Origin of the sequence: Janthinobacterium sp. ROICE36 (genome assembly GCF_002869965.1) — a bacterium.
Classification (GTDB): Bacteria; Pseudomonadota; Gammaproteobacteria; order Burkholderiales; family Burkholderiaceae_D; genus Janthinobacterium.
Map to the genome: position 1 here is coordinate 12674 of NZ_PEBS01000057.1, position 22987 is coordinate 35660.

A 22987-nucleotide genomic window follows, 5' to 3' on the forward strand; every position below is an offset into this window, starting at 1 on the left:
TTAACTTTGCAAGGCAAGTGCTTGATTCTATTGGCAGCTTGATGCGTAGTCGAGCAGCATGTCTTCCAGGAACAGCTTGGGCGACAAGGGATGCTCGGCAATCGCCCGGCGCTCGTTGGCGGCCTTGATGGCGGCCATCAAACGGCTGACATTGATGCGCCCAGCCAGCGCTTCCAGCTCGCGCCGGTGGCGCGGGTAGTAGCGGATGGTGCCGGACAGCTTGACGGAAAACACGTCGTACAGCCAGCGCTGCAAGGACGCCACCAGCGGCGCCAGCGGCGCCTTCTGCAATTTATCCGCCGCCTTCAGGGCCGCTTCCACGCCGGGATTGGCCAGCACTTGCAGCAACTGTTCCGTTTCTTCGCGACCACCCGATTCGGATTGTGCCAGCGCGGCCAGCGGTGCGCCGCCCTGCTCGCGCAGCCAGCTGTCCGCATCGTTCAAGCCCTGGACCTTGAGCCAGGTCAAGGCCTGCTCGTGGCTGGGCATGGGCAAGGCAAACTTGCGGCAACGCGACAGGATCGTCGGCAGCAATCGGTCCAGGCTGTTCGATGCCAGCAGGAACACGGTGCCTGGCGGCGGTTCTTCCAGGGTTTTCAGCAAGGCGTTCGAGGCGGGAGTGTTGAGCGCCTCGGCCGGGTACAGCACCACCACGCGCAAGCCTTGCCGGTGCGTGGAAATGTTCATGAAGTCGGCCAGGTTACGGATCTGTTCGATCTTGATGTCTTTCGACGGCGTCTTGGTCTTGGCGCTTTTCTTCGCGCCGTCGCCGTCTTCGCCATCGTCGGCCACCTCATCTTCCAGCGCTTCCGGACGGACCCTGCGGTAATCGGGATGGTTGCCCTGGCTAAACCAGCCGCACGAGGCGCACGCGCCGCAGGCATGACCATCGGCGCGCACGTCCTCGCACAACAAGGCTTGCGCGAAATGCTCGATGAAGTCGGCCTTGCCGATGCCTTGCGCGCCATGGAACAGAATGGCGTGCGGCATGCGCGTACGCAAAGCTTGCAATTGCTGCCAGGCGTCCTGCTGCCAGGAATAGAGAGAGCTGATCATTCTTTATTTCTATAAAATCATACGGTTGCAACGCTTTGCTCAAGCAAAACATCAAGCAGTTGCGCAAGCTGCACTTGAATATCGGCAATGCTTTGCGTGGCATCGATGATGCGGAAGCGGTCGGGGAACTGCGCCGCGCGGCGCAGATACTCCTTGCGCGTGGCGGCAAAGAAGTCCGATCGCTCCTGCTCGAACTTGTCGAGCGCGCGCGTGGCGTCCAGGCGGGCGCGGGCCACGGCCAGCGGCACGTCGAACAAAAAAGTCAGGTCCGGCTGCAAATGCGGGTGCACCCACGCTTCCAGCGCCTCCATCTTGGGCAAGTCCATGCCCCGTCCGCCGCCCTGGTAGGCGAAGCTGGCATCGGTAAAACGGTCGGAAATGACCCACTCGCCGCGCGCCAAAGCGGGCGCGATGACTTGCGCGATGTGTTCGCGGCGGCTGGCGAACATCAGCAAGGCTTCCGTTTCCAAATGCATTTTTTCATGCAGCAGCAATTCGCGCAGCTTTTCGCCCAGGCTGGTGCCGCCCGGTTCGCGCGACGACACGAGGCGCACGCCCCGCTGCTGCAGGTAGTCGGTGACAAAGCCGAGATGCGTCGACTTGCCCGCGCCATCGATGCCTTCGAAGGTGATGAAACGGGGTTGATAGTGTTGTGTCATGAAGCTTTTAGTTAGAAATAATTAACGCTGGTATTGGTTCACGGCGCGGTTATGGTCGGGCAAGTTGGCCGAGAACTGGCTGGTGCCGTCGCCGCGCGCCACGAAATACAGCGCTTGCGTGCGGGCCGGCGCCAGCGCCGCCGTCAGCGATTGCGCGCCAGCGAGGGCGATCGGCGTGGGCGGCAAGCCGCCGCGCGTGTAGGTATTGTACGGGGTGTCCGCTTCCAGGTCGCGTTTGCGAATCTTGCCCTGGTAGTTGTCGCCCATGCCATAGATCACGGTCGGGTCCGTCTGCAGCAGCATGCCTGTTTTCAGGCGGTTGACGAAAACGCCGGCGATCATGGCACGCTCCGACTTTTGTCCCGTTTCCTTTTCCACGATGGACGCCATGATCAGCGCCTCGTACGGGTTTTTATAGGGCAGGGCCGGATCGCGCTTGTCCCACGCTTCGGACAGGCGCCCTATCATGGCCGTGTGCGCCTGCTTGAAGATCTGCATTTCGCTGGCGCCCTTGGCGAACAGATACGTATCCGGGAAGAACAAGCCTTCCGGCAGCACATATTCAGGGCTGATTTTCGCCATCAGTTCCTTGTCGGAGAAACCCGCCGTATCGTGCTTGAGGCCAGGGTGGTTGGCCATCGCCAGGCGCATCTGCTTGAAAGTCCAGCCTTCGATAATGGTCAGCGACTCTTGCGCGAATTCACCGCGTGCCAGTTGCGTGATCAAACGCTGCGGCGTCGTGCCCGGTTTCAGCTCGTAGGAACCGGCCTTGATCTTCGACGTCTTGCCTTCGACGCGCGCCAACAGGTTGAACAGGATGGGCACGATGGGCACGCCCGCATCCGCGATCTGCTGGCCAGCCGCATGCGCGCCGCTGCCCGGTGCGATCGTAAACGGGATCGCGTCACCTTCCGTGGTGATGGGCTGCTGCGCCCAGTACACAAAAGTACCACCCACGCCGATGGCGGCGATGACTGAACTGACTACAAGTTTTTTAAAGAAAGCCATTGTTCCGATTCTTGTGATGCGCTCGCTGGCGGACAGCACGCGCTTGTTATGATCGTTCATTTGTGAAGCAAGTGCGCGCAAAGCGGCGCCAGCACTGGCAATCTTGCCGCTGCCGACGCAATCTGCGCGACATCACTATAATGAACCCGTAATGATAATGCTTAATCGCTGATCTAATGGAAATTATGAATAACTGGAATCAATTTTTAAGCGCCCAAGGCGCCCGCCCCGTTGCCACCGATGGCGCGCCTGACAGCACCGCGAACTCCCCTATTGCCAATTTCGGCCAGTCTCTGACAGTGTCCCAGCTGCAAGAAGGTTTTGTCGCGGCCATCACGGACCAGGGCTTGATCGGCTTGAACGGCGAGGAGGCAGCCAGTTTCCTGCACGGCCAGCTGACCAACGATGTGGAACACCTAGACCAGCAGCAAGTACGCCTGGCCGGCTATTGCACGCCGAAAGGCCGCTTGCTGGCCAGTTTCCTGATGTGGCGCAATGCCACCAGCATTTATCTGCAATTGCCTCGCACCATACAGCCTGCCATCCAGAAGCGCTTGCAGATGTTCGTGCTGCGCGCGAAGGCCAAGCTGCACGATGCGTCGGCCGACGCAGCGAACCAGGTCATCCTGGGCCTCGGCGGCAAGCAAGCCAGCGCGGCACTGTCCGCCTGGTTTCCCGCGCTGCCCGCCACGCCGTTCAGCAAGGTCGAGCACGCGCTGGGCACCCTGCTGCGCGTGGCCGATGCCTTCGGCAGCGCCCGCTATGAATGGCTGACGTCTGCCGCCACGGCGCGCGACGTCTGGCCGCAATTGACGCAACAACTGGCCAAGGGCGGCAACGACGCCTGGCAATTGTCGGACATCCATGCGGGCATCCCGCAGATCACCGTCGCCACGCAAGAGCAATTCGTGCCGCAGATGATCAACTTTGAGCTGCTGGGCGGCGTCAATTTCAAGAAAGGCTGCTACCCGGGCCAGGAAATCGTCGCGCGCAGCCAGTACCTGGGCAAACTCAAGCGCCGTACCACCCTCGTCAGCATCGATGACGCAGCGGCAGTGGCCGGTGGCGACCTGTTTGCCGTCAGCGACCCGGACCAGCCTTGCGGCATGGTCGTCAACGCCGCGCCCAACGGCAGCGGTGGCATCGACGCCCTCGTTGAAATGAAGTTGGGGGCGATAGCAGAAGGTTCAAGCGCAGCCGGCGCCGTGCGCTATGGCTCGGCCCAGGGTGCGGCCGTGCATTTCCTGCCCATGCCTTACGTGCTCGACGCACTCGACTTGTGAGAATGCCATGAAAGATTTATACATTTACTATCAAGTGAAGGAAGAGCACGCCCAGGCGCTGGAAGCCAGGGTGCGTGCCCTGCAGGCGAAACTGGCGGCTGCCTCTGGCGTGGCGCCGCAACTGAAGCGCCGCCCGGAAGTGAAGGATGGCTTGCAGACGTGGATGGAAATCTATCCCGTCGTCGGCGAAGGTTTTGCCGAATTGCTGGCCGCTGCCGCCGACGAGGCCGGCTTGCTGACCCTGACGGCAGGCGCGCGCCATACGGAAGCATTCATGGATTTGCCTCCATGTGCCTGATCGTTTTTGCCTGGAAAGTCAATCCGCACCTCCCGCTGATTGCCGCCGCCAACCGCGACGAATTCTATGAACGCGCCAGCGCCCCCGCCGGCGTCTGGCCCGAACACCCACAAGTATATGCGGGCCGCGACCTGCAGGCAGGTGGCAGCTGGATGGGCATCACCCAGGCCGGCAGCGGCAGTTCGCGCTTTGCCGCCATCACGAATATTCGCAGCCCGCAAGACCACAAGCCGGACGCCCCGTCGCGTGGCGCCCTGGTGGCCGACTACCTGGCCGGCAATATGTCGCCGCAAGACTACATCGCGCAAATCCGCCCCGGCTGCAAAGCCTACAACGGTTTTAATCTGGTGCTGGGCGACGCGCATACGCTGATCTGGTTTTCCAACCGGGGCGATGGCGATGCGCGCAATGGCCAGCCATTGGAACCGGGCATCTACGGCCTGTCGAACGCCCTGCTGGACGCGCCGTGGCCAAAAGTCTTGAAGACCAAGGCCCAGTTCGCCAGCCTGCTGTGCCAGGGCGCGCCCGACGACGCCTATTTCGACATGCTGGCCGACACCACGCGCGCGCCCGACTTCCGCTTGCCCGACACGGGCGTGCCGCTCGACCTCGAGCGCGTGCTGTCTGCCGTCTGCATCGAAACGCCGGGCTACGGCACGCGCACGTCCACCGTCGTGAAACTGTTCCCGGACTCGCCCGGCGAACTGCATGAGCTGGTGATACAGTAAGGCTTGCGGGGCCGGCAATGTCCGGTTCCACCCCGTTTTCCTCCCGCTTACCCTCCCTCCAGCTTTTGCAAACACTGCTCGCACAAAAAAAGAAAGCGCTTGCGCAAGCGCTTTCTTTTGTTTACGATAGGTTCAAACGCGGCGACACAGCCGCACATTATCGCAGCACACAATAATAAAAAAACCTCAGGAGACACCATGGCCACCATGGAAGATGTAGCGCGCGCGGCCGACGTATCGTTATCGACCGTTTCGCACGTACTCAACGGCACCCGCAAGGTCAGCCCAAAAACCGTCGCCGCCGTCAACGCGGCCATGCAGCAGATCGGCTATGTGCCGAACATGCTGGCGCGCGCACTGGCCGGCTCTTCGTCGGGCACCATCGGCGTGGCCATTTCCGCCTTCACCAATCATTACTTCAGCGAAACCGTGCGCGCCATCGAGGCGGCCTGCACGCGCCACGGCTTGATGATGCTGTTTTCCGATACGCATGACGACCCCGCGCAAGAACTCAAAGTGGTGCAGAACTTGCACCAGCGCCGCGTCGACGGCATCGTGCTGGCGCCCTCGGGCGATCCGCACAACCGCACCCTCGCCTATTTAAGCAGTAACAAGATCGCTTCCGTGCTGGTCGACCGCATGTCGTCGCAAGCGTTCGACCAGGTGGGCGTGGAAAACATCGAGGCGATGGCGCAGCTGGTGCAGCACCTGATCGCGGCCCACGGCCACCGTCGCATCGGCTTCATCGCCGGCGCGCCCGGCCTGTCCACGACGGACGAGCGCGTCCAGGGCTACCGCCTGGCCTTGCAGCGCGCCAACATCGTTTTTGACCCCGCACTGCTGCGCTCGGGCGACTCCCAACTGGAGCGCAGCGGCGCGGCCACGCGTGAATTGCTGGCGCTGGCACCCGGACAGCGCCCGACAGCCATTGTGGCCGGCAATAACCTGATGACCATCGGCACCATGCACGCCTTGCGCGACGCGCACATTGCGGTACCGCAAGACGTGGCACTGGCCGGCTTCGATGATTTCGACTGGGCCGATTATTTCAGCCCACGCCTGACCGTGATGGCCCAGCCGCTCGAAGAGTTGGGCGCCATGGCCGTCGACCTCTTGATCGAACGTATCGCCAACCCGGGCCGCGCCCAGCACGTGCAGCGCTTGTCGCCGACCTTGCGCGTGCGCAATTCCTGCGGTTGCCCCTGACCTTTTACCGTAAAACAATATGCATCCAGCGATTTCCCTCGGTATCGACCTTGGTACCTCCGAACTGAAAACCGTGCTGATGGACAGCACTGGCAGCGTGCGCGGCCAGGCTTCCGTGCGCCTGAACGTGAGCCGCCCGCAGCCGGGCTGGTCCGAACAGTCGCCGCAGGACTGGTGGGCCGCCTGCGTCAACGCCTTAGCGCAGCTGCGCGCCGGTTGGCCGCAGGACTACGCGCGCATCGCCTGCATCGGCCTGTCGGGCCAGATGCATGGCGCCGTGCTGCTCGATGCCAACGACGCCGTGATCCGTCCCGCCATCCTGTGGAACGATGCGCGCGCCGAGGCCGAAGCGGCTAACTTGGCGCGCGACTATCCCGCGTATGCGGACGTGACGGGCAGCCTGCCCATGGCGGGACTGACGGCGCCGAAACTGCTGTGGCTGCAAACCCATGAGCCGGCCGCCTTTGCCGCCATCGCCTGCCTGCTGTCGCCGAAAGACTATCTGCGCCTGCGCTTGACGGGGATCAAACTGACGGACATGTCGGACGCGGCCGGCACCCTGTGGCTGGACGAGGCCAAGCGCACCTGGTTCGCGCCCATGCTGGCCGCCTGCGGCCTGGCACTGGAACAGATGCCGGCGCTGGCCGAAGGCAATGCCGCCACGGGCACCGTGCTGGCCGCCATCGCCGACCAGCTGGGCTTGCCACCGGACGTGGTGATGGCGGGCGGCGGCGGCGATAATCCCGTCTCGGCCGTCGGCATCGGCGCCGTCAACGGCGGCGACAGCTTTATCTCGCTGGGCACCAGCGCTGCCATCGTTTGCGTCACCGAAATGCCTTTGGGCAATCCGGCCGGCGGCGTGCACAGCTTTTGCCACGCCCTGCCCGGGCGCTGGTATGCGATGGGGGCGATCCTGTCCGGCGCCAGCTGTCTGCGCTGGGCGACCAGCGTGCTGGGCCAGCGCGACGAAGCAGCCCTGCTGGCGCTGGTGGAAGCGGGCTTGCCGCTCGACACGCCTGTCGCGCCGTCCGCACCCCTGTTCCTGCCGTATCTGTCGGGCGAGCGCACGCCCCATAACGACCCGCAAGTGCGCGGCGCCTTCTTGCAGCTGGGCCACGACAGCACGCCGACACAGCTGGGCTACGCCGTGCTCGAAGGCGTGGCCTTCGCCTTGCGCGACGCGATGGCGGCAGTCACCTCGACGGGCGCAGTCGTGCCCCACTGCATGCTGGTGGGCGGCGGCGCGCGCAGCCAGTACTGGGCGCAGCTGCTGGCCAATGTGCTGGGACGCGAAATGCGCACCCTGCACAACAGCGAACTGTCGGCCAGCCTGGGCGCTGCCAAGCTGGGCTTGGCCGCCATCGGCGATACCAGCCTGCTGACGCAGGGCTTGCCCATCAAAAACACTTTCCTGCCCGATGCCGCGCACAGCGCAGCCTTGAGCATACGCTATGGCCGCTACCGTAGCCTGTTTCCAGCCGTGCATGCTCTGCACCAACTCAGTGATAAGGAATAGTAATGAATCAGCTGCAACAATTAAAGCAAACCAGCACCGTCGTCGCCGACACGGGCGACTTCTTGCAACTGGCCCGTTTCGCGCCGCAAGACGCCACCACCAATCCGTCGCTGATTTTAAAAGCGGTGCTGCAGCCCGATTACGCGCCATTGCTGGAAAGCACAGTTGCCGCGCATAAATCGGCCTCGCTGGACGATATCGTCGATCAGGTGCTGGTGCGCTTCGGCCTGGAAATTTTGAAAGTCGTGCCGGGCCGCGTGTCGACCGAAGTCGATGCCCGTTTGAGCTTTGACCGCGCCGCCACCGTGGCCCGGGCGCGCCGTTTGATCGCCCTGTACGAGCAAGCGGGCGTCAAACGCGAGCGCGTGCTGATCAAGATCGCCGCCACCTGGGAAGGCATACAGGCGGCGCGCGAACTGGAAGCCGATGGCATCTTTTGCAACCTGACCCTGCTGTTCGCGTTTTGCCAGGCCGTCGCCTGCGCCGATGCCAAAGTACGCCTGATTTCGCCATTTGTGGGCCGCATCTACGACTGGCACAAGAAATTCTTGGGCGCGGCATGGGACGAAGCGGCGCGCAGCCTGTCCAATGATCCGGGTGTACAGTCCGTCACGCGCATCTTCAATTACTACAAACAACATGGCATCGCCACGCAAGTGATGGGCGCCAGCTTCCGCAACGTGGGGCAGATCACGGCCCTGTCCGGCTGCGACTTGCTGACCATCAGCCCGGACTTGCTGGCCAAACTGGAAGCGCTTGATGCGCCATTCGAGCGCGCCCTGGGCGCGGATCTGGGCTCGCCGCAAGCTGCCATCACCTATGACGAGGCGTCGTTCCGCTACGCCCTGAACGACGATGCGATGGCAACAGAGAAACTTGCCGAAGGCATACGCAGCTTTGCCGTCGATGCGGGCAAGCTCGATGCCATGATAGAGAAATTGCGCAATCACTAACGCAATCAATAAGTTTCACCCGTAGCACCGTTTGTTTTTACAATAAAAACCCTTGGAGATCCTCATGAAAAAAGTCATTACCGCCACCCTGCTGCTGTCCGCCGCCTGCGGCGCCTTTGCTGCCGACAAGCCATTGAAATCGATCGGCGTGAGCGTGGGCGACCTGGCCAACCCGTTTTTTGTCGCCATCGGGCGCGGCGCGGAAGAAAGCGCAAAAAAACTGGGCGGCCCTGGCGTGAAAGTCACCACGGTGTCCAGCAAGTATGACCTGAACACCCAGGTGGATCAGATTGAAAACTTTATTGCCAACAAGACCGACATCATCATCCTGAACGCCGTCGATTCCAAGGGCATCGCACCGGCCATCAAGAAAGCGCGCAATGCGGGCGTGGTCGTGATCGCCGTCGACGTGGGCGCCGTGGGCGCCTCGGCCACCGTGATGTCCGACAACACCATGGCCGGCGACGTCTCGTGCGCCTACCTGGCCAAGCAGATCGGCGGCAAGGGCAATGTGGTGATACTGAACGGCCCGCCCGTCACGTCCGTGATCGACCGCGTCAACGGCTGCAAGAAAACCCTGGCTGCGTTCAAGGATATCAAGATCCTGTCCGATAACCAGAACGCGGGCGGCAGCCGCGATGGCGGCATGACCGTCATGTCGAATCTGCTGACGGCCTATCCGAAGATCGACGCCGTGTTTGCCATCAACGATCCGACCGGCATCGGCGCCGAACTGGCGATCAAGCAATCGAAGCGCACGGACGTGAAACTGATCACGGCCGTCGATGGCGCACCCGATGGCCAGAATGCCCTGAAAAACAAGGCCGGCCTGTTTGCCGCCACCTCGGCGCAAAACCCCTACCGCATGGCAACGGACGCCGTGCAGATGGGCTACGACATCATGAACGGCCGTACGCCGAAACAGACCATGGTGCTGTTGCCGACCCCGGCCATCACCAAGGAAAACGTCGCCACCTACACGGGCTGGGTAAAGAACTGATCTGCCTGACCTGAACCACGTGGCGCCGCCTGCCAGTTCGCAGGCGGCGCCAGTTTCACCAGCAAGGAAGGACAGTCATGAGCGACGAGATTATTTTTGAAATGCGCGGCATCGAGAAGCGCTTTGGCGCCACGCGCGCGCTGCGCGGCGTGCACCTGACGGTGCGCAGTGGCGAAATCCATGCAGTGATGGGCGAGAATGGCGCCGGCAAGAGCACCCTGATGAAGATTTTATCGGGCGTGTACACGCCGGACGCGGGTGAAATCATCCTCGACGGCAAGCCGATTCGTATCCGCAACCCGGGCGAGGCCCGCGCGCTGGGCATCAACCTGATTTACCAGGAACTCAGCGTGGCCAAGAACATGACCGTGGCGCAAAACGTCTTCATGGGCAGCGAGCCGCAAGGACCGTTCTGGACCGTCAAGGGCGGCGAGATGCGTGCGCGCACCAACGCCATCCTGGCCGATCTCGGTTCCCGTTTCGATGCCGACACCATGGTGGCCAGCCTGTCGATCGCCGAGCAGCAGCAGGTGGAAATCGCCCGTGCCCTCGTGCACGAAAGCCGCATCCTGATCATGGACGAGCCCACTGCCGCCCTGTCCGACCGGGAAACAGAACAATTGTTCCGCATCATCGAAGAACAGCGCGACAAGGGCCTGGCCGTGCTGTACATCAGCCACCGCATGGCCGAAGTGGAGCGTTTGGCGCGCCGCATCACGGTGCTGCGCGACGGCGCTTATGTGGGCGAACTGGGCAAGGATGAGCTGGATCAAAAGAAAGTCGTGCAAATGATGGTGGGCCGCCCCGCCGACGACTTTTATGCGCACCAGCGCCGCACCACGCGGGGCGCCGAGCGCTTGCGCGTGGAAAACGTGGGCGGTGGCAAGGTCAAGCCTGCCTCGTTCAGCCTGCATGCGGGCGAAGTGACGGGCTTGGCGGGCCTGGTCGGCGCGGGCCGCACGGAACTGGCGCGTTTGATCTTTGGCGCCGACAAAAAGCAATCGGGGCAAGTCTGGCTCGACGGCCAGGAAGTGCCTATCCACCGGCCGCTGACGGCGATACGCCACGGCATCGGCTACCTGCCCGAGGACCGCAAGAGCCTGGGCTTGTTCATGCAGTTGTCGGCCATGGAAAACATGTCGATGAATATACTGTCCAAGCATTCGACGGCGGGCGTGGTCAACCGTGGCGCCCTGACCCAGCTCACGCGCGAAGCAATTGCCAACCTCAACGTGAAAGTATCTGGCCCGGAAGGCATCGTGGGGGGATTGTCTGGCGGCAACCAGCAAAAAGTCTTGCTGGCGCGCTGGCTGGCCATCGCGCCGAAAGTGCTCATCCTTGATGAACCGACGCGGGGCGTGGACGTGGGCGCGAAGAGCGAAATTTACAAGATCATCCACCAGTTGGCCGATGCGGGCACGGCCGTGCTGTGCATTTCCAGCGAACTGGCCGAGCTGGTCGGCATCTGCGACCGCGTGATGGTGATGTGCGAAGGACGCCTGACGGGCGAAGTGACGGGCGACGACATCACGCAGGAAAACATCCTCGCCTATGCCACCCATCTGGACGCCGCTTAAAAAATCAATACAGGGAGAATTATCATGACCACCACCACCACCGGCGGCGCCGCAAGCGCGCGCCAACCCTTCAATGCCTCGAACCTGATGCGCCGCCTGGGCATGCTGCCCGTGCTGGTGGTGCTCTACCTGGCCATGTATGGCTTGACCGTGTACTTCTCGGCCGACGGCACGTCGACCTTCATGACCAGCAACAACACCATGAACATCTTCCGCCAGGTGTCGATCAATATCGTGCTGGCCTCCGGCATGACCTTCGTCATCTTGACGAGCGGCATCGATTTATCGGTCGGTTCCGTGCTGGCCGTCTCGGCCGTGGCGGGCATGCTGATGTCGCTGTCGGCGCAGTTCGCCGGCTTCTCGATTCCCACCTTCCTCATCGTCGGCCTGCTGCTGGGTGCGCTGAACGGCGTGCTGGTAGCCCTCGTCGGCCTCAACCCCTTCGTCGTGACCCTGGGCACCATGACGGCCCTGCGCGGCGCCGCCTACCTGTTCGCCGACGGCACCAGCGTGCTGAACACGGAAATCCCCAGCTTCGAATGGATGGGCAACGGCAGCTTCCTGGCCATTCCCTGGCTGATCTGGCTGGCTGCGGCCGTCGTCGTGCTGACCTGGTTCATCCTGCGCAAGACCACGCTGGGCCTGCATATCTATGCGGTTGGCGGCAATATCCAAGCGGCACGTTTGACGGGTATCAAGGTCGGCCTCGTACTGATGTTTGTCTACACCATCAGCGGCCTGTTCGCGGGCCTGGGCGGCGCCATGTCGGCCAGCCGCTTGTATGCGGCCAACGGCAACTGGGGCACGGGTTATGAGCTGGACGCCATCGCCGCCGTCGTGTTGGGCGGCACCAGCCTGATGGGCGGCGTGGGTTCCGTCTGGGGCACCGTCATCGGCGCACTGATCATCGGCGTGATGAACAATGGCTTGACGATTTTGGGACTGTCGTCGTTCTGGCAGTATGTGGCCAAGGGCGTCGTGATTGTTTTAGCCGTGATTCTGGATAAATGGCGCCAGAGCCACGCGCAGAATTAAGAGCAAGCCGTTAAGTGCCGGGGTCGCACACTGCAGGGTGCGACCCCAGTCCTTGCCCTTGGGTCAAGGATTAAAACGCCAGCCCCATTTCCAGATGCGCAATCCCCGCCTCTTCGAATACTTCCCCGGCTTGCACGAAACCGTGGCGCGCATAGAATGGCGCGGCCACGGTTTGCGCGTTCAGCACCACCGCTGCATCGCCCCGTTCGCGTGCTTTTTCCATCAACAATTGCAGGATGGCGCCGCCCACGCCCGTGCCGCGGCCCGGCTGGCGCACGGCCATGCGGCCGATACGGCCGTCCGGCAATAGCCGGCCCGTGCCGATGGCGGCACCAAAGGCGTCATAGGCGACGGCATGCAGGCAGACGGCGTCCATGTCGTCGAGTTCGATCTCGGCCGGCACTTTCTGTTCATCGACAAAGACTTCAAAGCGGATGGCGGTGGCGTCAAGGCCCAGGGTGGCCCAGTCGCCGAGGCGGATGGTGTGCTTGGTCATGGTAGGTGCGAATAAGAGACGGGCCGCCATTGTCGCACGGCCCGCCTTGAGGGAGGAAGCTCAGCCCAACTTCACCAGCTGCTTGCCGAAGTTACGCCCTTTCAACAGGCCAATGAAGGCGTCGGGCGCGCTGGCCAGGCCGTCGGCCACGGATTCGCGGAATTTCAGCTTGCCCGTCGCCACCAGGCTGCCCAGTTCCGCCAGGCCTTGCGGCCATAATTCCGGATGCTCGGAAACAATGAAGCCGCGCACGGTGAGGCGGTTGGTGAGGATGAAGCGCGCATTGTCGAGCGGCGTCGGCTCGCCGTTGTAGCCGGCAATCCAGCCGCACACGGCCACGCGGCCAAAGGCGTTGGTGCGCGCCAGGGCCGCATCGAAGATGGCGCCACCCACGTTTTCATAGATGGCGTCGATGCCGTCCGGCGTCGCCGCCGCCAGGTCGGCCTCCAGCTTGCCCGCCTTGTAGTCGACGCAGGCGTCGAAACCCAGTTCCTTGACGACATACGCGCACTTCTCGGCGCCGCCGGCGATGCCCACCACCCTGCAGCCTTTCAATTTCGCCAGCTGGCCCACCACGCTGCCCACGGCACCGCTGGCGGCCGACACGACCACGGTTTCGCCCGCTTTCGGCGCCATAATCTGATTCAAGCCATACCAGGCCGTCATGCCGGGCATGCCGACAGCGCCCAGGTAGGCGGAGGCGGGAATATGCGTCGTATCGACCTTGCGCAGCATGGTGCCGTCCGATACGGCCACTTCCGTCCAGCCCAGGGTACCCACCACCGTGTCGCCCGTGGCGAACTTCGGATGCTTCGATTCCAGCACCACGCCCACCGTGCCGCCTATCATGGTTTCATCGAGTGCCTGCGGCGCCGCATAGCTTTTATTGGCGCTCATGCGCCCGCGCATATAGGGGTCGAGCGACAGGTACTGGTTGCGCACCAGCAATTGCCCATCCTTGATGGCGGGGATCTCAGCCGTTTCCAGGCGGAAGTTATCTGCTTGCACCTCGGCCGTGGGGCGCGAAGCGAGGACGATGCGTTGGTAGGTGCTCATGATGCTCCTGTCAATAAAGTGAGAGAATTACTTGCTGATGAACAATGCTGATGTGGTGTCACTGCACTTCATAATCCATGCACTGTCGCGCTTCCCGCACCGCCCCAAAAAACGGCTTGATTTTCACGTGCTCGGGATGGTTCTGGTAGGCGTCGAGCGCTGCGCGGCTGGCGAACTCGCTGTACAGAACGATGTCGTAAGTGGCTTCCAGGCCCGGCTGGGCCACGGCCGCTTCGAATTTCAGGATGCCGGGCACCAGATCCGAACAGGAATCGAGCAAGGCTTTCAGTTTCAAGGCGTTCGTGGCCCGGTCGGCGCCTTCGGCGTGGTCTTTGAGTTTCCAGAAAACGATGTGCTTGATCATGGTGGCAGAGTGCGTGTTGATAAATGAAGCATGACTGTACCCGCTATCGGCGCGCCTTGCAGAAAGTAGGCAGCGCAAGAAAACGCGCGGCCCTGGAAGCCGCCCGCAGACTGGGTTCAATCTACATCACAGCACCTCGAACAGACCGGCTGCGCCCTGGCCGCCGCCGATGCACATCGTCACCACCACATATTTGACGCCGCGGCGCTTGCCTTCGATCAAGGCGTGGCCCGTCAGGCGCGCGCCCGACACGCCGTACGGATGGCCGACGGCAATCGCCCCGCCATTCACGTTCAGGCGGTCCATGGGGATGCCCAGCGTGTCGGCGCAATACAGTACTTGCACGGCAAACGCTTCGTTGAGTTCCCACAGGCCGATGTCGGCTACCGTCAAGCCCGCCTTTTTCAGCAGTTTCGGAATCGCGTAGACGGGGCCGATGCCCATTTCATCGGGTTCGCAGCCAGCCACGGCGAAGCCACGGAAGATGCCCAGCGCTTGCAAGCCTTTCGCTTCAGCCACTTTCGCGTTCATCACAATGGCCATCGACGCGCCATCGGAGAACTGGCTGGCATTGCCGGCGCTGATGACGCCGCCGGGGATGGCCGGGCGGATCTTGGCCACGCCGTCGTAGGTCGTATCCGCGCGGATGCCTTCATCGCTGGAAATCGTCACTTCGCGCGACACCAGCATGCCGCTGGCCTTGTCGGCCACGCCCATGATGGTGGTCATCGGCACGATTTCCGCGTCAAACAGGCCGGCAGCCAGGGCGGCGGCGGCGCGCTGCTGGCTTTGCGCACCATACACATCCTGGCGCTCGCGCGAAATCTGGTAGCGCTTGGCCACGGTTTCGGCCGTCTGCAGCATGGGCCAGTACACTTCCGGCTTGTGCTGCTGCAGCCAGACATCGCGGAGCATATGCGTATTCATTTCATTTTGCACACAGGAAATCGATTCCACGCCGCCCGCCGCATAGATATCGCCTTCGCCGGCGATGATGCGCTGGGCCGCCAGGGCGATCGCCTGCAAGCCCGACGAGCAGAAACGGTTGACGGTCATGCCGGCCGTCGTGACGGGGCAACCGCCGCGCAAGGCAACCTGGCGCGCGATATTGCCGCCCGTGGCGCCTTCCGGGAAGGCGCAGCCGACCAGCACGTCTTCCACTTCTTCCGCCTCGATACGCGCGCGCTCGATGGCGGCCGCCAGCACATGGCCGCCCAATGTGGCGCCGTGCGTCATGTTGAACGCGCCCTTCCAGGACTTGGCCAGGCCCGTGCGGGCGGTCGATACGATGACGGCTTCATTCATGCTGTGTCTCCTTGTGGGAAATATTATGGGGTGGAATATCTGCGGAATCAGAATAGCACATTTAAGTACGGTCGTTCGCAAAGTTGTAGCATACATCCATTTGTAAGCTTGGCGTAAGTTTCAAGCAAGCATGACGTAAGGTTCGGAGAACACACTCGCCTCCAAGCTGTTGCAAGAATGGTCAAAAAGACCTCGGCAGCAGTTCACTATAAAACATAGGGAGACAAACCATGGCAACACCATCCGGCTCGGCCGACGTACGGAAATTTTCCCCCAAGGGAACACCGATCACGCCCGAAGAACGCAAGGTCATCTTTGCGTCCTCACTCGGCACCGTCTTTGAATGGTACGATTTTTACCTGTACGGTTCGCTGGCATCGATTATCGCCAAGCAATTTTTCATCGGCGACCCCACCACCACCTTCATCTTTGCGCTACTGGCCTTTGCCGCCGGCTTCATCGTGCGTCCGTTCGGCGCGCTGGTCTTCGGCCGTCTGGGCGACATGATCGGCCGCAAGTACACCTTCCTGATTACCATTTTGATCATGGGCGGCTCCACCTTCATCGTCGGCTTGCTGCCGGGCCATGCCTCCATCGGCATCGCCGCGCCTATCATCCTCGTCATCTTGCGCATCCTGCAAGGCTTGGCGCTGGGCGGCGAATACGGTGGTGCAGCCACGTATGTGGCCGAGCACGCGCCTGAAGGCAGGCGCGGCGCGTTCACGGCGTGGATACAAACGACGGCGACCCTGGGCTTCTTCCTGTCGCTGATGGTCATCCTGGGCACCCGCCTGGCGACCGGCGAGAAGGATTTCGAGGCCTGGGGCTGGCGCATTCCCTTCCTGGTTTCCGTCATCTTGCTGGGTATTTCCGTATGGATCCGCCTGGCCATGAATGAGTCGCCCGCGTTTTCCAAGATGAAGGCCGAGGGCAAAACCTCGAAAGCGCCACTGACGGAAGCGTTCGGCAAGTGGAAGAACCTGAAGATCGTCATCCTGGCCCTGATCGGCCTGACCGCCGGCCAGGCTGTCGTCTGGTACACGGGCCAGTTCTACGCCCTGTTCTTCATGATCCAGACCCTGAAAGTGGACCTGGCAACGGCCAACGTGCTGGTCGCCATCGCCCTGCTGCTGGCCACGCCGTTCTTCCTGTTCTTCGGCAGCCTGTCCGACCGCATCGGCCGCAAGTACATCATCCTCGGCGGCTGCCTGATCGCCGCCCTGACCTACTTCCCCATCTTCAACGGCCTGACCCACTTTGCCAATCCGCAGCTGGAAGCGGCACTGAAGAACTCGCCAGTGGTGGTGGTGGCCGATCCCGCATCGTGCCACTTCCAGTTCAACCTGACGGGCCAGAAGAAATTCCCCTCGTCGTGCGACATCGCCACGGCTTTCCTGTCGAACAGTTCGGTGAATTACACGAAGGAAGATGCACCGGCCGGCAGCGTGGCCAAAGTACGCATAGGCGCCAAGGAATTGACCTCGTTTAACGCCGTCATGACGGCCGACGGCTTGAATTTCGATGCGGAAAGCAAAGCCAAGGAAGCCGCGTTCAAGAAAGAAATCGGCGCCGGCATCAAGGAAGCGGGCTACCCGGCCAAAGCAGACCCTGACCAGATCAACAAGCCGATGGTCGTCTTGTTGCTGTTCATACTGGTGCTGTACGTGACCATGGTGTATGGCCCGATTGCCGCCATGCTGGTGGAAATGTTCCCGACGCGTATACGTTATACCTCGATGTCCCTGCCCTACCACATCGGTAACGGCTGGTTCGGGGGCTTGCTGCCGACCACGGCCTTCGCGCTGGTGGCCTTCAAGGGCGATATCTATTACGGCCTGTGGTATCCGATCATCATCGCCCTGGCGACTGTCGTGATCGGCACCCTGTTCGTCAAGGAAACCAAGGATAACAATATCTACGCCGACGACTGATATGCTCCACCCCCGGCCGCAATGCCGGGGCCCGCAATGCAAAACGCCGCTGACTGGTCAGCGGCGTTTGTTTTTTTTAGCGGCGTATGCGGTGGCAAGCTTACTTGTCGCTCTGGCTCTTTTTCCGCTGGTCGCGCTGCTGCACATATTCCTGGTAGCTGGTCTGGTTGCGCTTGCGGCAGGCATTGCGGTCGTCAAAATTATTGAGACTGTTGCAATATTCACCGATCTTGTCGCGGTTAGCGTCATACAAGACTTCACAGCCAGTCATGGCCAGCAAGAAGGGAACGATAAGATATTTCATTGCTACTCTCATGGATAGGGACGGATTGCGCGTAAAAACACCAGATTGCCCACTTGATAAGCGAGCAAGCTTTATCTTAACGCGATCCTGACGGAAAGTACAAGCGCTCGGTATTGCTGAGTGGTAAGGATTTCCGGCGCGCCGCATGCTATGGTGGTCGTTTCTCCCACCGGACTCGTGCCAGGCATGCCGACCATTGCTCCCGCCCCCTGCGGCCCATTGCAGCCCCATTTCGACGCCTTGCTGCACGACGTCTGCGCCAGCCTGGCCACGCAAGCCGGTCACTTGCTGGACGGCATTTACTTGTACGGCAGCATCGCCCGTGGCGACGCCACGCCGGGCGTATCTGACCTTGATCTGACCCTGGTGCTGCGCCAGCCGCCCACGCCGCCGCAGGGTGAAGCACTGGAAACGCTGCGCCAAGCGCTGCAGACGCGCCACCCGGAGGTGCTCAAGATCGATTTCGATATCGGTTACCGGGCACAGGTGCTGGCGACGGAGCACCTGTACAGCTGGGGTTACTGGCTCAAGCACCAGTGCCGCTGCCTGTGCGGTAATGATCTGGCACTGCACTTTGCGCCTTTCCCACCCTCGCGCGCCATCGCCCTGGCCGTGAATGGTGACTTTGCCCAGGTGCTGGACGCGTATGCGCGGCGCCTCGATGACGCGCGCGAGCCTGCCGCTTTACGCCGGCGCTGCGCCAATTTACGCGGTGGCTGGCGCAACAACAGGCGAGCTAGACGCCCGGCTCCTCGTTCAACAGCGGATTGCCCGCCGCAAACGCCACCAGGTGCTCGGGCAGCATCGTGGCGCCGCTCGCCAGCCGCCCTTAACCGGCAGTCGGCCGCCGCCAGTGTCACTCGCTTACCTAGGCCCACGACCGTCCTGATCCGGGCTATGCTATGGTGGTCCTTATTTTTACAGCGGAATGCCCATGCTCGATCACGTTTCCCTTACCGTTAGCGACCTGGAGCGCGCCGAGCGCTTCTACGACGCCATCTTCGCCGCGCTGGGTGTGCCCAAGGTAGGCAGCGAGCATGCCAACGCCTGGGTAGGCTATGGCGAGCGCAGCGATGCCGAGCACCCTGAACGCAGTTATTTTTCCGTGCGCCTGGGCCCCAGGCCAGACGACGCGCCGCGCCGCCACTGCTGTTTCAAGGCCGCCTCGCGCGCGGCCGTGGAAGCGTTCTGGCATGCGGGGCTGGCGCATGGCGGCATCGACCTGGGCGCGCCGGGGCTGCGCCACTATCACGCCAGCTATTACGCGGCCTTTTTGTTCGACCCGGATGGCAACCGCATCGAAGCCGTCTGCCATCGCACCGAGGCCGGCTGACAGGACGGGAAATCCACCTCTGTTCGGCATTTCCACTTCCCTGCGATTTGCCTATAATGGCTGGCACGCCTTACCGGTCCCCGGTCCCGGCACCAAGAAGGAAATTCATGCATCATCTATTCGTCGGCCGCCCCGCGCGCACCATGCTCCTCTCCAGCGCAGGCTTGCTGCTGGCAGGCTGTTTTTCCGGCTGCTCCCTGTTGCCGTCGTCGCCAGCCACGCCAGGCGTGCCGGCCACCGCCGCCCTGCCCGACGCCAGCATCGCCTACACCCTGAGCGGCCAGGGCGGCTTGCCCGTGGTCTTCCAGTCGGCCATGGGCGACGGCAAGGATGTGTGGGCCAAGGTGGTACCCGAAGTGGCCAAACAGCACCGCGTGCTCGTCTACGACCGTCCTGGCTACGGCGACAGCAAAAAAACTACCACGCCGCGCGACCCGTGCACCATTGCCGCCCAGCAGCGTGCCCTGCTGGCGCAAGCGGGCTTGAAGCCACCGTATGTGCTGGTCGGCCATGGTCTGGGCGGCCTGTACCAGTATGTGTATGCCAGGCTGTACCCGCAGGACGTGGCTGGCCTGGTCTTGCTCGATCCCACGCACCCGCAGCAATGGAGGCGCATGCAAACGGACGCGTCCACCTACGCCATGCTCGTGAAAACCCGGCGTAAACTCATGTTCAACAGTACCGAATCGGCCGAATTCGATGCTCAGGCACAGTGCCTGCAGCATGTCGACATGGCCAGCGCGCTGCGCGTGCCCGCCATGCTGCTGGTGCGCGACAAGTTCGGCATCGAGGAAATGGGCTCGTATGAGAACGTGGTGCGGGCCCAGGAAAAGGATTGGCAGCGCCTGTCCGGCGCGCCGGCCATCGAGCGCATCACGGGCGCCGGCTATTACATCCAGAAAGACAACCCCGTCATCGTCAACGAGGCGATCAAGATGGTGGCGAAGAAGAAGTAATACGTATCGCTGGCATTTAACCCCAGCAGCAAAATCCGGAGTCGGACCCTGAGGGTCCGACTCCGGTCTCTGCCGTTGCGTTTTCTAGCTATTAAATCCCTTGCCCTCGCCCGCCAGTTTCACCAGCAGGGGCGCCGGCGTCCACGCTTCGCCGTGGCGGCCCTTCGCATAGTTATTGATGGTGTCGAGTACGCTGGGCAAGCCGAGCGTGTCGGCGTAGAACATGGGTCCGCCACGGAACAGGGGGAAGCCGTAGCCCGTCAAGTACACCATGTCGATGTCCGAGGCGCGCAGGGCGATGCCCTCTTCCAGGATGCGTGCGCCTTCATTGACCAGCGCAAACACGAGGCGTTCGACGATTTCCTGGTCGCTGATCTTGCGCCGCGCCACGCCGATGTCGGCGCAGTGCTGAACGATCATGGCATTGACCTGCTCCGACGCATACGCCTTGCGGTCGCCCGCCTTGTAGTCATACCAGCCGGCGCCCGTCTTCTGGCCGTAGCGGCCAAGTTCGCACAGCAAATCGGCCGTCTTCGAATACGTGACGTCCGGTTTTTCCACATAGCGGCGCTTGCGGATGGCCCAGCCGATATCGTTGCCGGCCAGGTCACCCATGCGGAACGGGCCCATGGCGAAGCCGAATTTCTCCACCGCCTTGTCGACCTGTTCCGGCAGACAGCCTTCTTCCAGCAAGAAGCCGGCTTGGCGGCTGTACTGCTCGATCATGCGGTTGCCGATGAAGCCGTCGCACACGCCCGAGACCACGCCCGTCTTTTTCAGCTTTTTCGACAGCGCCAGCGCCGTGGCCAGCACATCCTTGCCGGTTTCCTTGCCACGCACGATTTCCAGCAGCTTCATGACGTTCGCGGGGCTGAAGAAATGCGTGCCGATCACGTCCTGCGGGCGTTTGGTGAACCCGGCGATCTTGTCCAGGTCCAAAGTTGAGGTGTTCGAGGCGAGGATGGCGCCCGGTTTCATGACGGCATCGAGCTGCCTGAAGACGCTTTCCTTCACGCCCAGCTCTTCGAAGACGGCTTCGATGACGATGTCGGCTTGCGCAATGTCAGCATACGCCAACGTGCCGCTGACCAGGGCGATGCGCTGCTCGGCCTTGTCCTGCGTCAATTTTCCCTTCTTGACCGTGTTTTCATAATTCTTGCGGATGGTGGCCAGGCCCTTGTCCAGCGCTTCCTGCTGCGTTTCCAATAGCTTCACGGGTATGCCCGCGTTGGCGAAATTCATGGCGATGCCGCCGCCCATGGTGCCGGCGCCCACGATCGCCGCGCTGGCGATGCTGCGCACTGGCGTGTCGGACGGCACGTCGGGCACCTTGCTGGCGACGCGTTCGGCAAAGAAGGCGTGGCGCAGGGCTTTCGACTCGGGCGACTGCACCAGTTGCATGAACAGTTCGCGCTCATACTTCACGCCATCGTCGAACTTCATCGTCACGGCGGCCGCCACGGCATCGACGCATTTCAGCGCTGCGGGGAAAGGGCCGGACATGGCTTTCACCGTATTGCGCGAAAACTGCAAAAAGGCTGCGTGGTTCGGATAGTCAACCTTGCGCTCGCGCACTTTCGGCAGCGGGCGCACATCGGCCACTTTCGTGGCGAAGGCCACGGCGGCGGCCAGCAAATCGGCGCCGGGCGCGATGACTTTATCGAACAGGGCCGTGCTAGCCAGCTTTTCGGACGCCACGGGCGTGCCCGAGACAATCATGTTGAGGGCCATTTCCAGGCCCAGCACGCGCGGCAGGCGCTGCGTGCCGCCCGCGCCCGGCAAGATGCCGAGCTTAACTTCAGGCAAGGCCATTTGCGCGCCAGGCGCGGCCACGCGATAGTTGCAGCCCAGCGCCAGCTCAAGGCCGCCGCCCATGCACACGCTGTGGATGGCCGCCACCACCGGCTTGGTCGACTGTTCGACGACGTTGATCAGGGTGTGCAGGGTCGGTTCCGTGAGCGCCTTGGGCGAATTGAATTCCTTGATATCGGCGCCGCCCGAAAAGGCCTTGCCGGCGCCCGTGATGACGATGGCTTTGACGGCCGCGTCCGCCAGCGCCTGGCGGATGCCGGCCACGGCGGCCATGCGCGTTGCCAGGCCCAGGCCATTCACGGGTGGATTGGCAAGGGTAATGACGGCAACGGCGCCGTTTACTTGATATTCAGCACTCATGTCTCTTCCTTATTGGTTTTTGCTTAGCGATGAGGTGGTTGCAAGGGATGAAGCTTGACTATACCGCATAAAAGAACGCTCGTATTATTTTTGTCGTGGCGCGCGAGACGCCGGTGGCCGCCATCATGGTACAACATCGCCGGCTCCGGCCGGCGGCACCGGCGACGGCAGGCGCCAGCAACTATCGATTGCATATCCATTTTAAATAATTAAAACATAATAAAAACCGCCGGTTTATTATCCAGTAAATGCTCTTCCATATACCGGCACGGGCCAATATGGACACTTTTTCAGCATTATTCATGCACGCCCCTTGTTTTTCGCCAGGCGCTGGAGAATAATAAAATTATTGATTCAAATCAACACCCTGCAATTGATTTACTATTATGCAGCAGCGCCGCCGAATAGCGCGTGTGTTCGTCTGTGTTATATCGCGCAGATTCTCACCGATTATCACGCCGGCTCATGTGCGGGGCATGATGCAATCATTTTATATCGTCATTACCTGTCAGCATTAGCAGGGTGTTGAATTAATCGCCGTGCCCGTCAACCATCACGGGCCGGTAAACGTTGTTTCATCAGCCCCACTTTCCCACCGCCATCATGCGCAAGACCGACGTCACCCAGCACTCTCTGTACAGTTACCGCTCGTTGGAGGAACGCATCCCGGATGCGCATCCCTTGCGCAAATTGCGAGTACTGGTCGATGCCATCCTGGCCAACATGAACGATGATTTCCAGGCGCTGTATT

General features: G+C 61.9%; 22 protein-coding genes and 1 pseudogene. 14 read left to right on the forward strand and 9 right to left on the reverse strand.

All coding sequences use genetic code 11. The features are described 5' to 3' along the window. Positions 1 to 27: 27 nt before the first annotated feature. The 3 genes from CSZ94_RS20440 to mltG are packed head-to-tail and all read right to left on the reverse strand — an operon-like array spanning position 28 to position 2723. Positions 28 to 1056: a DNA polymerase III subunit delta' gene (locus CSZ94_RS20440; RefSeq protein ID WP_102123209.1), complete on the reverse strand. Its 1029-nt coding sequence runs from the start codon at positions 1054 to 1056 to the stop codon at positions 28 to 30. Positions 1057 to 1073: 17 nt separating this feature from the next. Continuing rightward, positions 1074 to 1715 (reverse strand): dTMP kinase, encoded by a 642-nt coding sequence (gene tmk / locus CSZ94_RS20445; protein ID WP_102123210.1) that lies wholly within the window; start codon positions 1713 to 1715, stop codon positions 1074 to 1076. A gap of 21 nt (positions 1716 to 1736) precedes the next feature. After that, positions 1737 to 2723 carry an endolytic transglycosylase MltG gene (gene mltG, locus CSZ94_RS20450; RefSeq protein ID WP_102123228.1) on the reverse strand — a complete coding sequence of 329 codons (987 nt, stop codon included), beginning with the start codon at positions 2721 to 2723 and terminating at the stop codon, positions 1737 to 1739. A gap of 176 nt (positions 2724 to 2899) precedes the next feature. Here mltG and ygfZ point away from each other — a divergent pair, with 176 nt between their 5' ends. The 9 genes from ygfZ to CSZ94_RS20495 all read left to right on the forward strand — a co-directional run bounded on the left by ygfZ (position 2900) and on the right by CSZ94_RS20495 (position 12319). Beyond that, on the forward strand, positions 2900 to 4006 hold the full coding sequence (gene ygfZ / locus CSZ94_RS20455) for a CAF17-like 4Fe-4S cluster assembly/insertion protein YgfZ (protein ID WP_102123211.1): 1107 nt from the start codon (positions 2900 to 2902) through the stop codon (positions 4004 to 4006). Between the two features lie 7 nt (positions 4007 to 4013). After that, on the forward strand, positions 4014 to 4304 hold the full coding sequence (locus tag CSZ94_RS20460; protein WP_102123212.1) for a DUF4936 family protein: 291 nt from the start codon (positions 4014 to 4016) through the stop codon (positions 4302 to 4304). Next, positions 4295 to 5032 (forward strand): NRDE family protein, encoded by a 738-nt coding sequence (locus tag CSZ94_RS20465; protein WP_102123213.1) that lies wholly within the window; start codon positions 4295 to 4297, stop codon positions 5030 to 5032. Before CSZ94_RS20460 ends, CSZ94_RS20465 begins: the two co-directional genes overlap by 10 nt. Positions 5033 to 5230: 198 nt before the next feature. Further along, positions 5231 to 6238 (forward strand): LacI family DNA-binding transcriptional regulator, encoded by a 1008-nt coding sequence (locus CSZ94_RS20470; protein ID WP_102123214.1) that lies wholly within the window; start codon positions 5231 to 5233, stop codon positions 6236 to 6238. 31 nt (positions 6239 to 6269) lie between these two features. Further along, a complete protein-coding gene (xylB, locus tag CSZ94_RS20475) occupies positions 6270 to 7754 on the forward strand; it encodes a xylulokinase (protein WP_219726033.1) in 1485 nt (494 codons plus the stop codon). A 2-nt stretch (positions 7755 to 7756) separates the two neighbouring features. Next, entirely contained in the window at positions 7757 to 8707 is a 951-nt protein-coding gene (gene tal, locus CSZ94_RS20480; protein WP_102123216.1) for a transaldolase, read from the forward strand. Positions 8708 to 8771: 64 nt separating this feature from the next. Beyond that, entirely contained in the window at positions 8772 to 9707 is a 936-nt protein-coding gene (locus tag CSZ94_RS20485; RefSeq protein ID WP_096235540.1) for an ABC transporter substrate-binding protein, read from the forward strand. A gap of 77 nt (positions 9708 to 9784) precedes the next feature. Then, positions 9785 to 11284 carry a sugar ABC transporter ATP-binding protein gene (locus CSZ94_RS20490; RefSeq protein WP_102123217.1) on the forward strand — a complete coding sequence of 500 codons (1500 nt, stop codon included), beginning with the start codon at positions 9785 to 9787 and terminating at the stop codon, positions 11282 to 11284. Positions 11285 to 11308: 24 nt separating this feature from the next. Beyond that, positions 11309 to 12319, forward strand: a complete 1011-nt coding sequence (locus CSZ94_RS20495; protein ID WP_071077242.1) for an ABC transporter permease subunit — start codon at positions 11309 to 11311, stop codon at positions 12317 to 12319. Positions 12320 to 12389: 70 nt separating this feature from the next. Here the strand turns inward: CSZ94_RS20495 and CSZ94_RS20500 are convergent, their stop codons facing one another. The 4 genes from CSZ94_RS20500 to CSZ94_RS20515 all read right to left on the reverse strand — a co-directional run bounded on the left by CSZ94_RS20500 (position 12390) and on the right by CSZ94_RS20515 (position 15540). Next, positions 12390 to 12815, reverse strand: coding sequence for a GNAT family N-acetyltransferase (locus CSZ94_RS20500; RefSeq protein WP_102123218.1), 426 nt, complete (start codon positions 12813 to 12815; stop codon positions 12390 to 12392). Between the two features lie 60 nt (positions 12816 to 12875). Then, complete coding sequence (locus CSZ94_RS20505) at positions 12876 to 13871, reverse strand: NADP-dependent oxidoreductase (protein WP_374703594.1); 996 nt, start codon at positions 13869 to 13871, stop codon at positions 12876 to 12878. Positions 13872 to 13929: 58 nt separating this feature from the next. Further along, complete coding sequence (locus CSZ94_RS20510) at positions 13930 to 14235, reverse strand: Dabb family protein (protein WP_102123220.1); 306 nt, start codon at positions 14233 to 14235, stop codon at positions 13930 to 13932. Between the two features lie 126 nt (positions 14236 to 14361). Further along, a complete protein-coding gene (locus CSZ94_RS20515; protein ID WP_102123221.1) occupies positions 14362 to 15540 on the reverse strand; it encodes an acetyl-CoA C-acyltransferase in 1179 nt (392 codons plus the stop codon). A gap of 230 nt (positions 15541 to 15770) precedes the next feature. Between CSZ94_RS20515 and CSZ94_RS20520 the strand changes: the two genes are divergently transcribed. Beyond that, positions 15771 to 17471, forward strand: a complete 1701-nt coding sequence (locus CSZ94_RS20520) for an MFS transporter (RefSeq protein ID WP_102123222.1) — start codon at positions 15771 to 15773, stop codon at positions 17469 to 17471. 100 nt (positions 17472 to 17571) lie between these two features. Here the strand turns inward: CSZ94_RS20520 and CSZ94_RS20525 are convergent, their stop codons facing one another. Then, on the reverse strand, positions 17572 to 17775 hold the full coding sequence (locus CSZ94_RS20525) for a hypothetical protein (protein WP_102123223.1): 204 nt from the start codon (positions 17773 to 17775) through the stop codon (positions 17572 to 17574). A 186-nt stretch (positions 17776 to 17961) separates the two neighbouring features. On the opposite strand from CSZ94_RS20525, the gene CSZ94_RS20530 reads away from it, so the two are divergent. From CSZ94_RS20530 to CSZ94_RS20540, 3 genes are all read left to right on the forward strand, one after another. After that, a complete protein-coding gene (locus CSZ94_RS20530) occupies positions 17962 to 18738 on the forward strand; it encodes a nucleotidyltransferase domain-containing protein (protein WP_102123229.1) in 777 nt (258 codons plus the stop codon). Beyond that, positions 18704 to 19108 (forward strand): VOC family protein, encoded by a 405-nt coding sequence (locus CSZ94_RS20535; RefSeq protein ID WP_219726030.1) that lies wholly within the window; start codon positions 18704 to 18706, stop codon positions 19106 to 19108. Before CSZ94_RS20530 ends, CSZ94_RS20535 begins: the two co-directional genes overlap by 35 nt. A 107-nt stretch (positions 19109 to 19215) precedes the next feature. After that, positions 19216 to 20064: an alpha/beta fold hydrolase gene (locus CSZ94_RS20540; protein ID WP_180977548.1), complete on the forward strand. Its 849-nt coding sequence runs from the start codon at positions 19216 to 19218 to the stop codon at positions 20062 to 20064. A gap of 84 nt (positions 20065 to 20148) precedes the next feature. Here the strand turns inward: CSZ94_RS20540 and CSZ94_RS20545 are convergent, their stop codons facing one another. Further along, positions 20149 to 22236, reverse strand: a complete 2088-nt coding sequence (locus CSZ94_RS20545) for a 3-hydroxyacyl-CoA dehydrogenase NAD-binding domain-containing protein (protein ID WP_102123226.1) — start codon at positions 22234 to 22236, stop codon at positions 20149 to 20151. Between the two features lie 603 nt (positions 22237 to 22839). Here CSZ94_RS20545 and CSZ94_RS28850 point away from each other — a divergent pair. Beyond that, positions 22840 to 22987: pseudogene (locus tag CSZ94_RS28850) on the forward strand (IS5/IS1182 family transposase); the annotation flags it as partial.

What these genes read in the sequence shown, in the direction of transcription:
- CSZ94_RS20440 (WP_102123209.1), bottom strand. Translation starts at nt 1,056, where the DNA reads ATGATCAGCTCTCTCTATTCCTGGCAGCAGGACGCCTGGCAGCAATTG.
- tmk (WP_102123210.1), bottom strand. Translation starts at nt 1,715, where the DNA reads ATGACACAACACTATCAACCCCGTTTCATCACCTTCGAAGGCATCGAT.
- mltG (WP_102123228.1), bottom strand. Translation starts at nt 2,723, where the DNA reads ATGGCTTTCTTTAAAAAACTTGTAGTCAGTTCAGTCATCGCCGCCATC.
- ygfZ (WP_102123211.1), top strand. Translation starts at nt 2,900, where the DNA reads ATGGAAATTATGAATAACTGGAATCAATTTTTAAGCGCCCAAGGCGCC.
- CSZ94_RS20460 (WP_102123212.1), top strand. Translation starts at nt 4,014, where the DNA reads ATGAAAGATTTATACATTTACTATCAAGTGAAGGAAGAGCACGCCCAG.
- CSZ94_RS20465 (WP_102123213.1), top strand. Translation starts at nt 4,295, where the DNA reads ATGTGCCTGATCGTTTTTGCCTGGAAAGTCAATCCGCACCTCCCGCTG.
- CSZ94_RS20470 (WP_102123214.1), top strand. Translation starts at nt 5,231, where the DNA reads ATGGCCACCATGGAAGATGTAGCGCGCGCGGCCGACGTATCGTTATCG.
- tal (WP_102123216.1), top strand. Translation starts at nt 7,757, where the DNA reads ATGAATCAGCTGCAACAATTAAAGCAAACCAGCACCGTCGTCGCCGAC.
- CSZ94_RS20485 (WP_096235540.1), top strand. Translation starts at nt 8,772, where the DNA reads ATGAAAAAAGTCATTACCGCCACCCTGCTGCTGTCCGCCGCCTGCGGC.
- CSZ94_RS20490 (WP_102123217.1), top strand. Translation starts at nt 9,785, where the DNA reads ATGAGCGACGAGATTATTTTTGAAATGCGCGGCATCGAGAAGCGCTTT.
- CSZ94_RS20495 (WP_071077242.1), top strand. Translation starts at nt 11,309, where the DNA reads ATGACCACCACCACCACCGGCGGCGCCGCAAGCGCGCGCCAACCCTTC.
- CSZ94_RS20500 (WP_102123218.1), bottom strand. Translation starts at nt 12,815, where the DNA reads ATGACCAAGCACACCATCCGCCTCGGCGACTGGGCCACCCTGGGCCTT.
- CSZ94_RS20505 (WP_374703594.1), bottom strand. Translation starts at nt 13,871, where the DNA reads ATGAGCACCTACCAACGCATCGTCCTCGCTTCGCGCCCCACGGCCGAG.
- CSZ94_RS20510 (WP_102123220.1), bottom strand. Translation starts at nt 14,235, where the DNA reads ATGATCAAGCACATCGTTTTCTGGAAACTCAAAGACCACGCCGAAGGC.
- CSZ94_RS20515 (WP_102123221.1), bottom strand. Translation starts at nt 15,540, where the DNA reads ATGAATGAAGCCGTCATCGTATCGACCGCCCGCACGGGCCTGGCCAAG.
- CSZ94_RS20520 (WP_102123222.1), top strand. Translation starts at nt 15,771, where the DNA reads ATGGCAACACCATCCGGCTCGGCCGACGTACGGAAATTTTCCCCCAAG.
- CSZ94_RS20525 (WP_102123223.1), bottom strand. Translation starts at nt 17,775, where the DNA reads ATGAAATATCTTATCGTTCCCTTCTTGCTGGCCATGACTGGCTGTGAA.
- CSZ94_RS20530 (WP_102123229.1), top strand. Translation starts at nt 17,962, where the DNA reads ATGCCGACCATTGCTCCCGCCCCCTGCGGCCCATTGCAGCCCCATTTC.
- CSZ94_RS20535 (WP_219726030.1), top strand. Translation starts at nt 18,704, where the DNA reads ATGCCCATGCTCGATCACGTTTCCCTTACCGTTAGCGACCTGGAGCGC.
- CSZ94_RS20540 (WP_180977548.1), top strand. Translation starts at nt 19,216, where the DNA reads ATGCATCATCTATTCGTCGGCCGCCCCGCGCGCACCATGCTCCTCTCC.
- CSZ94_RS20545 (WP_102123226.1), bottom strand. Translation starts at nt 22,236, where the DNA reads ATGAGTGCTGAATATCAAGTAAACGGCGCCGTTGCCGTCATTACCCTT.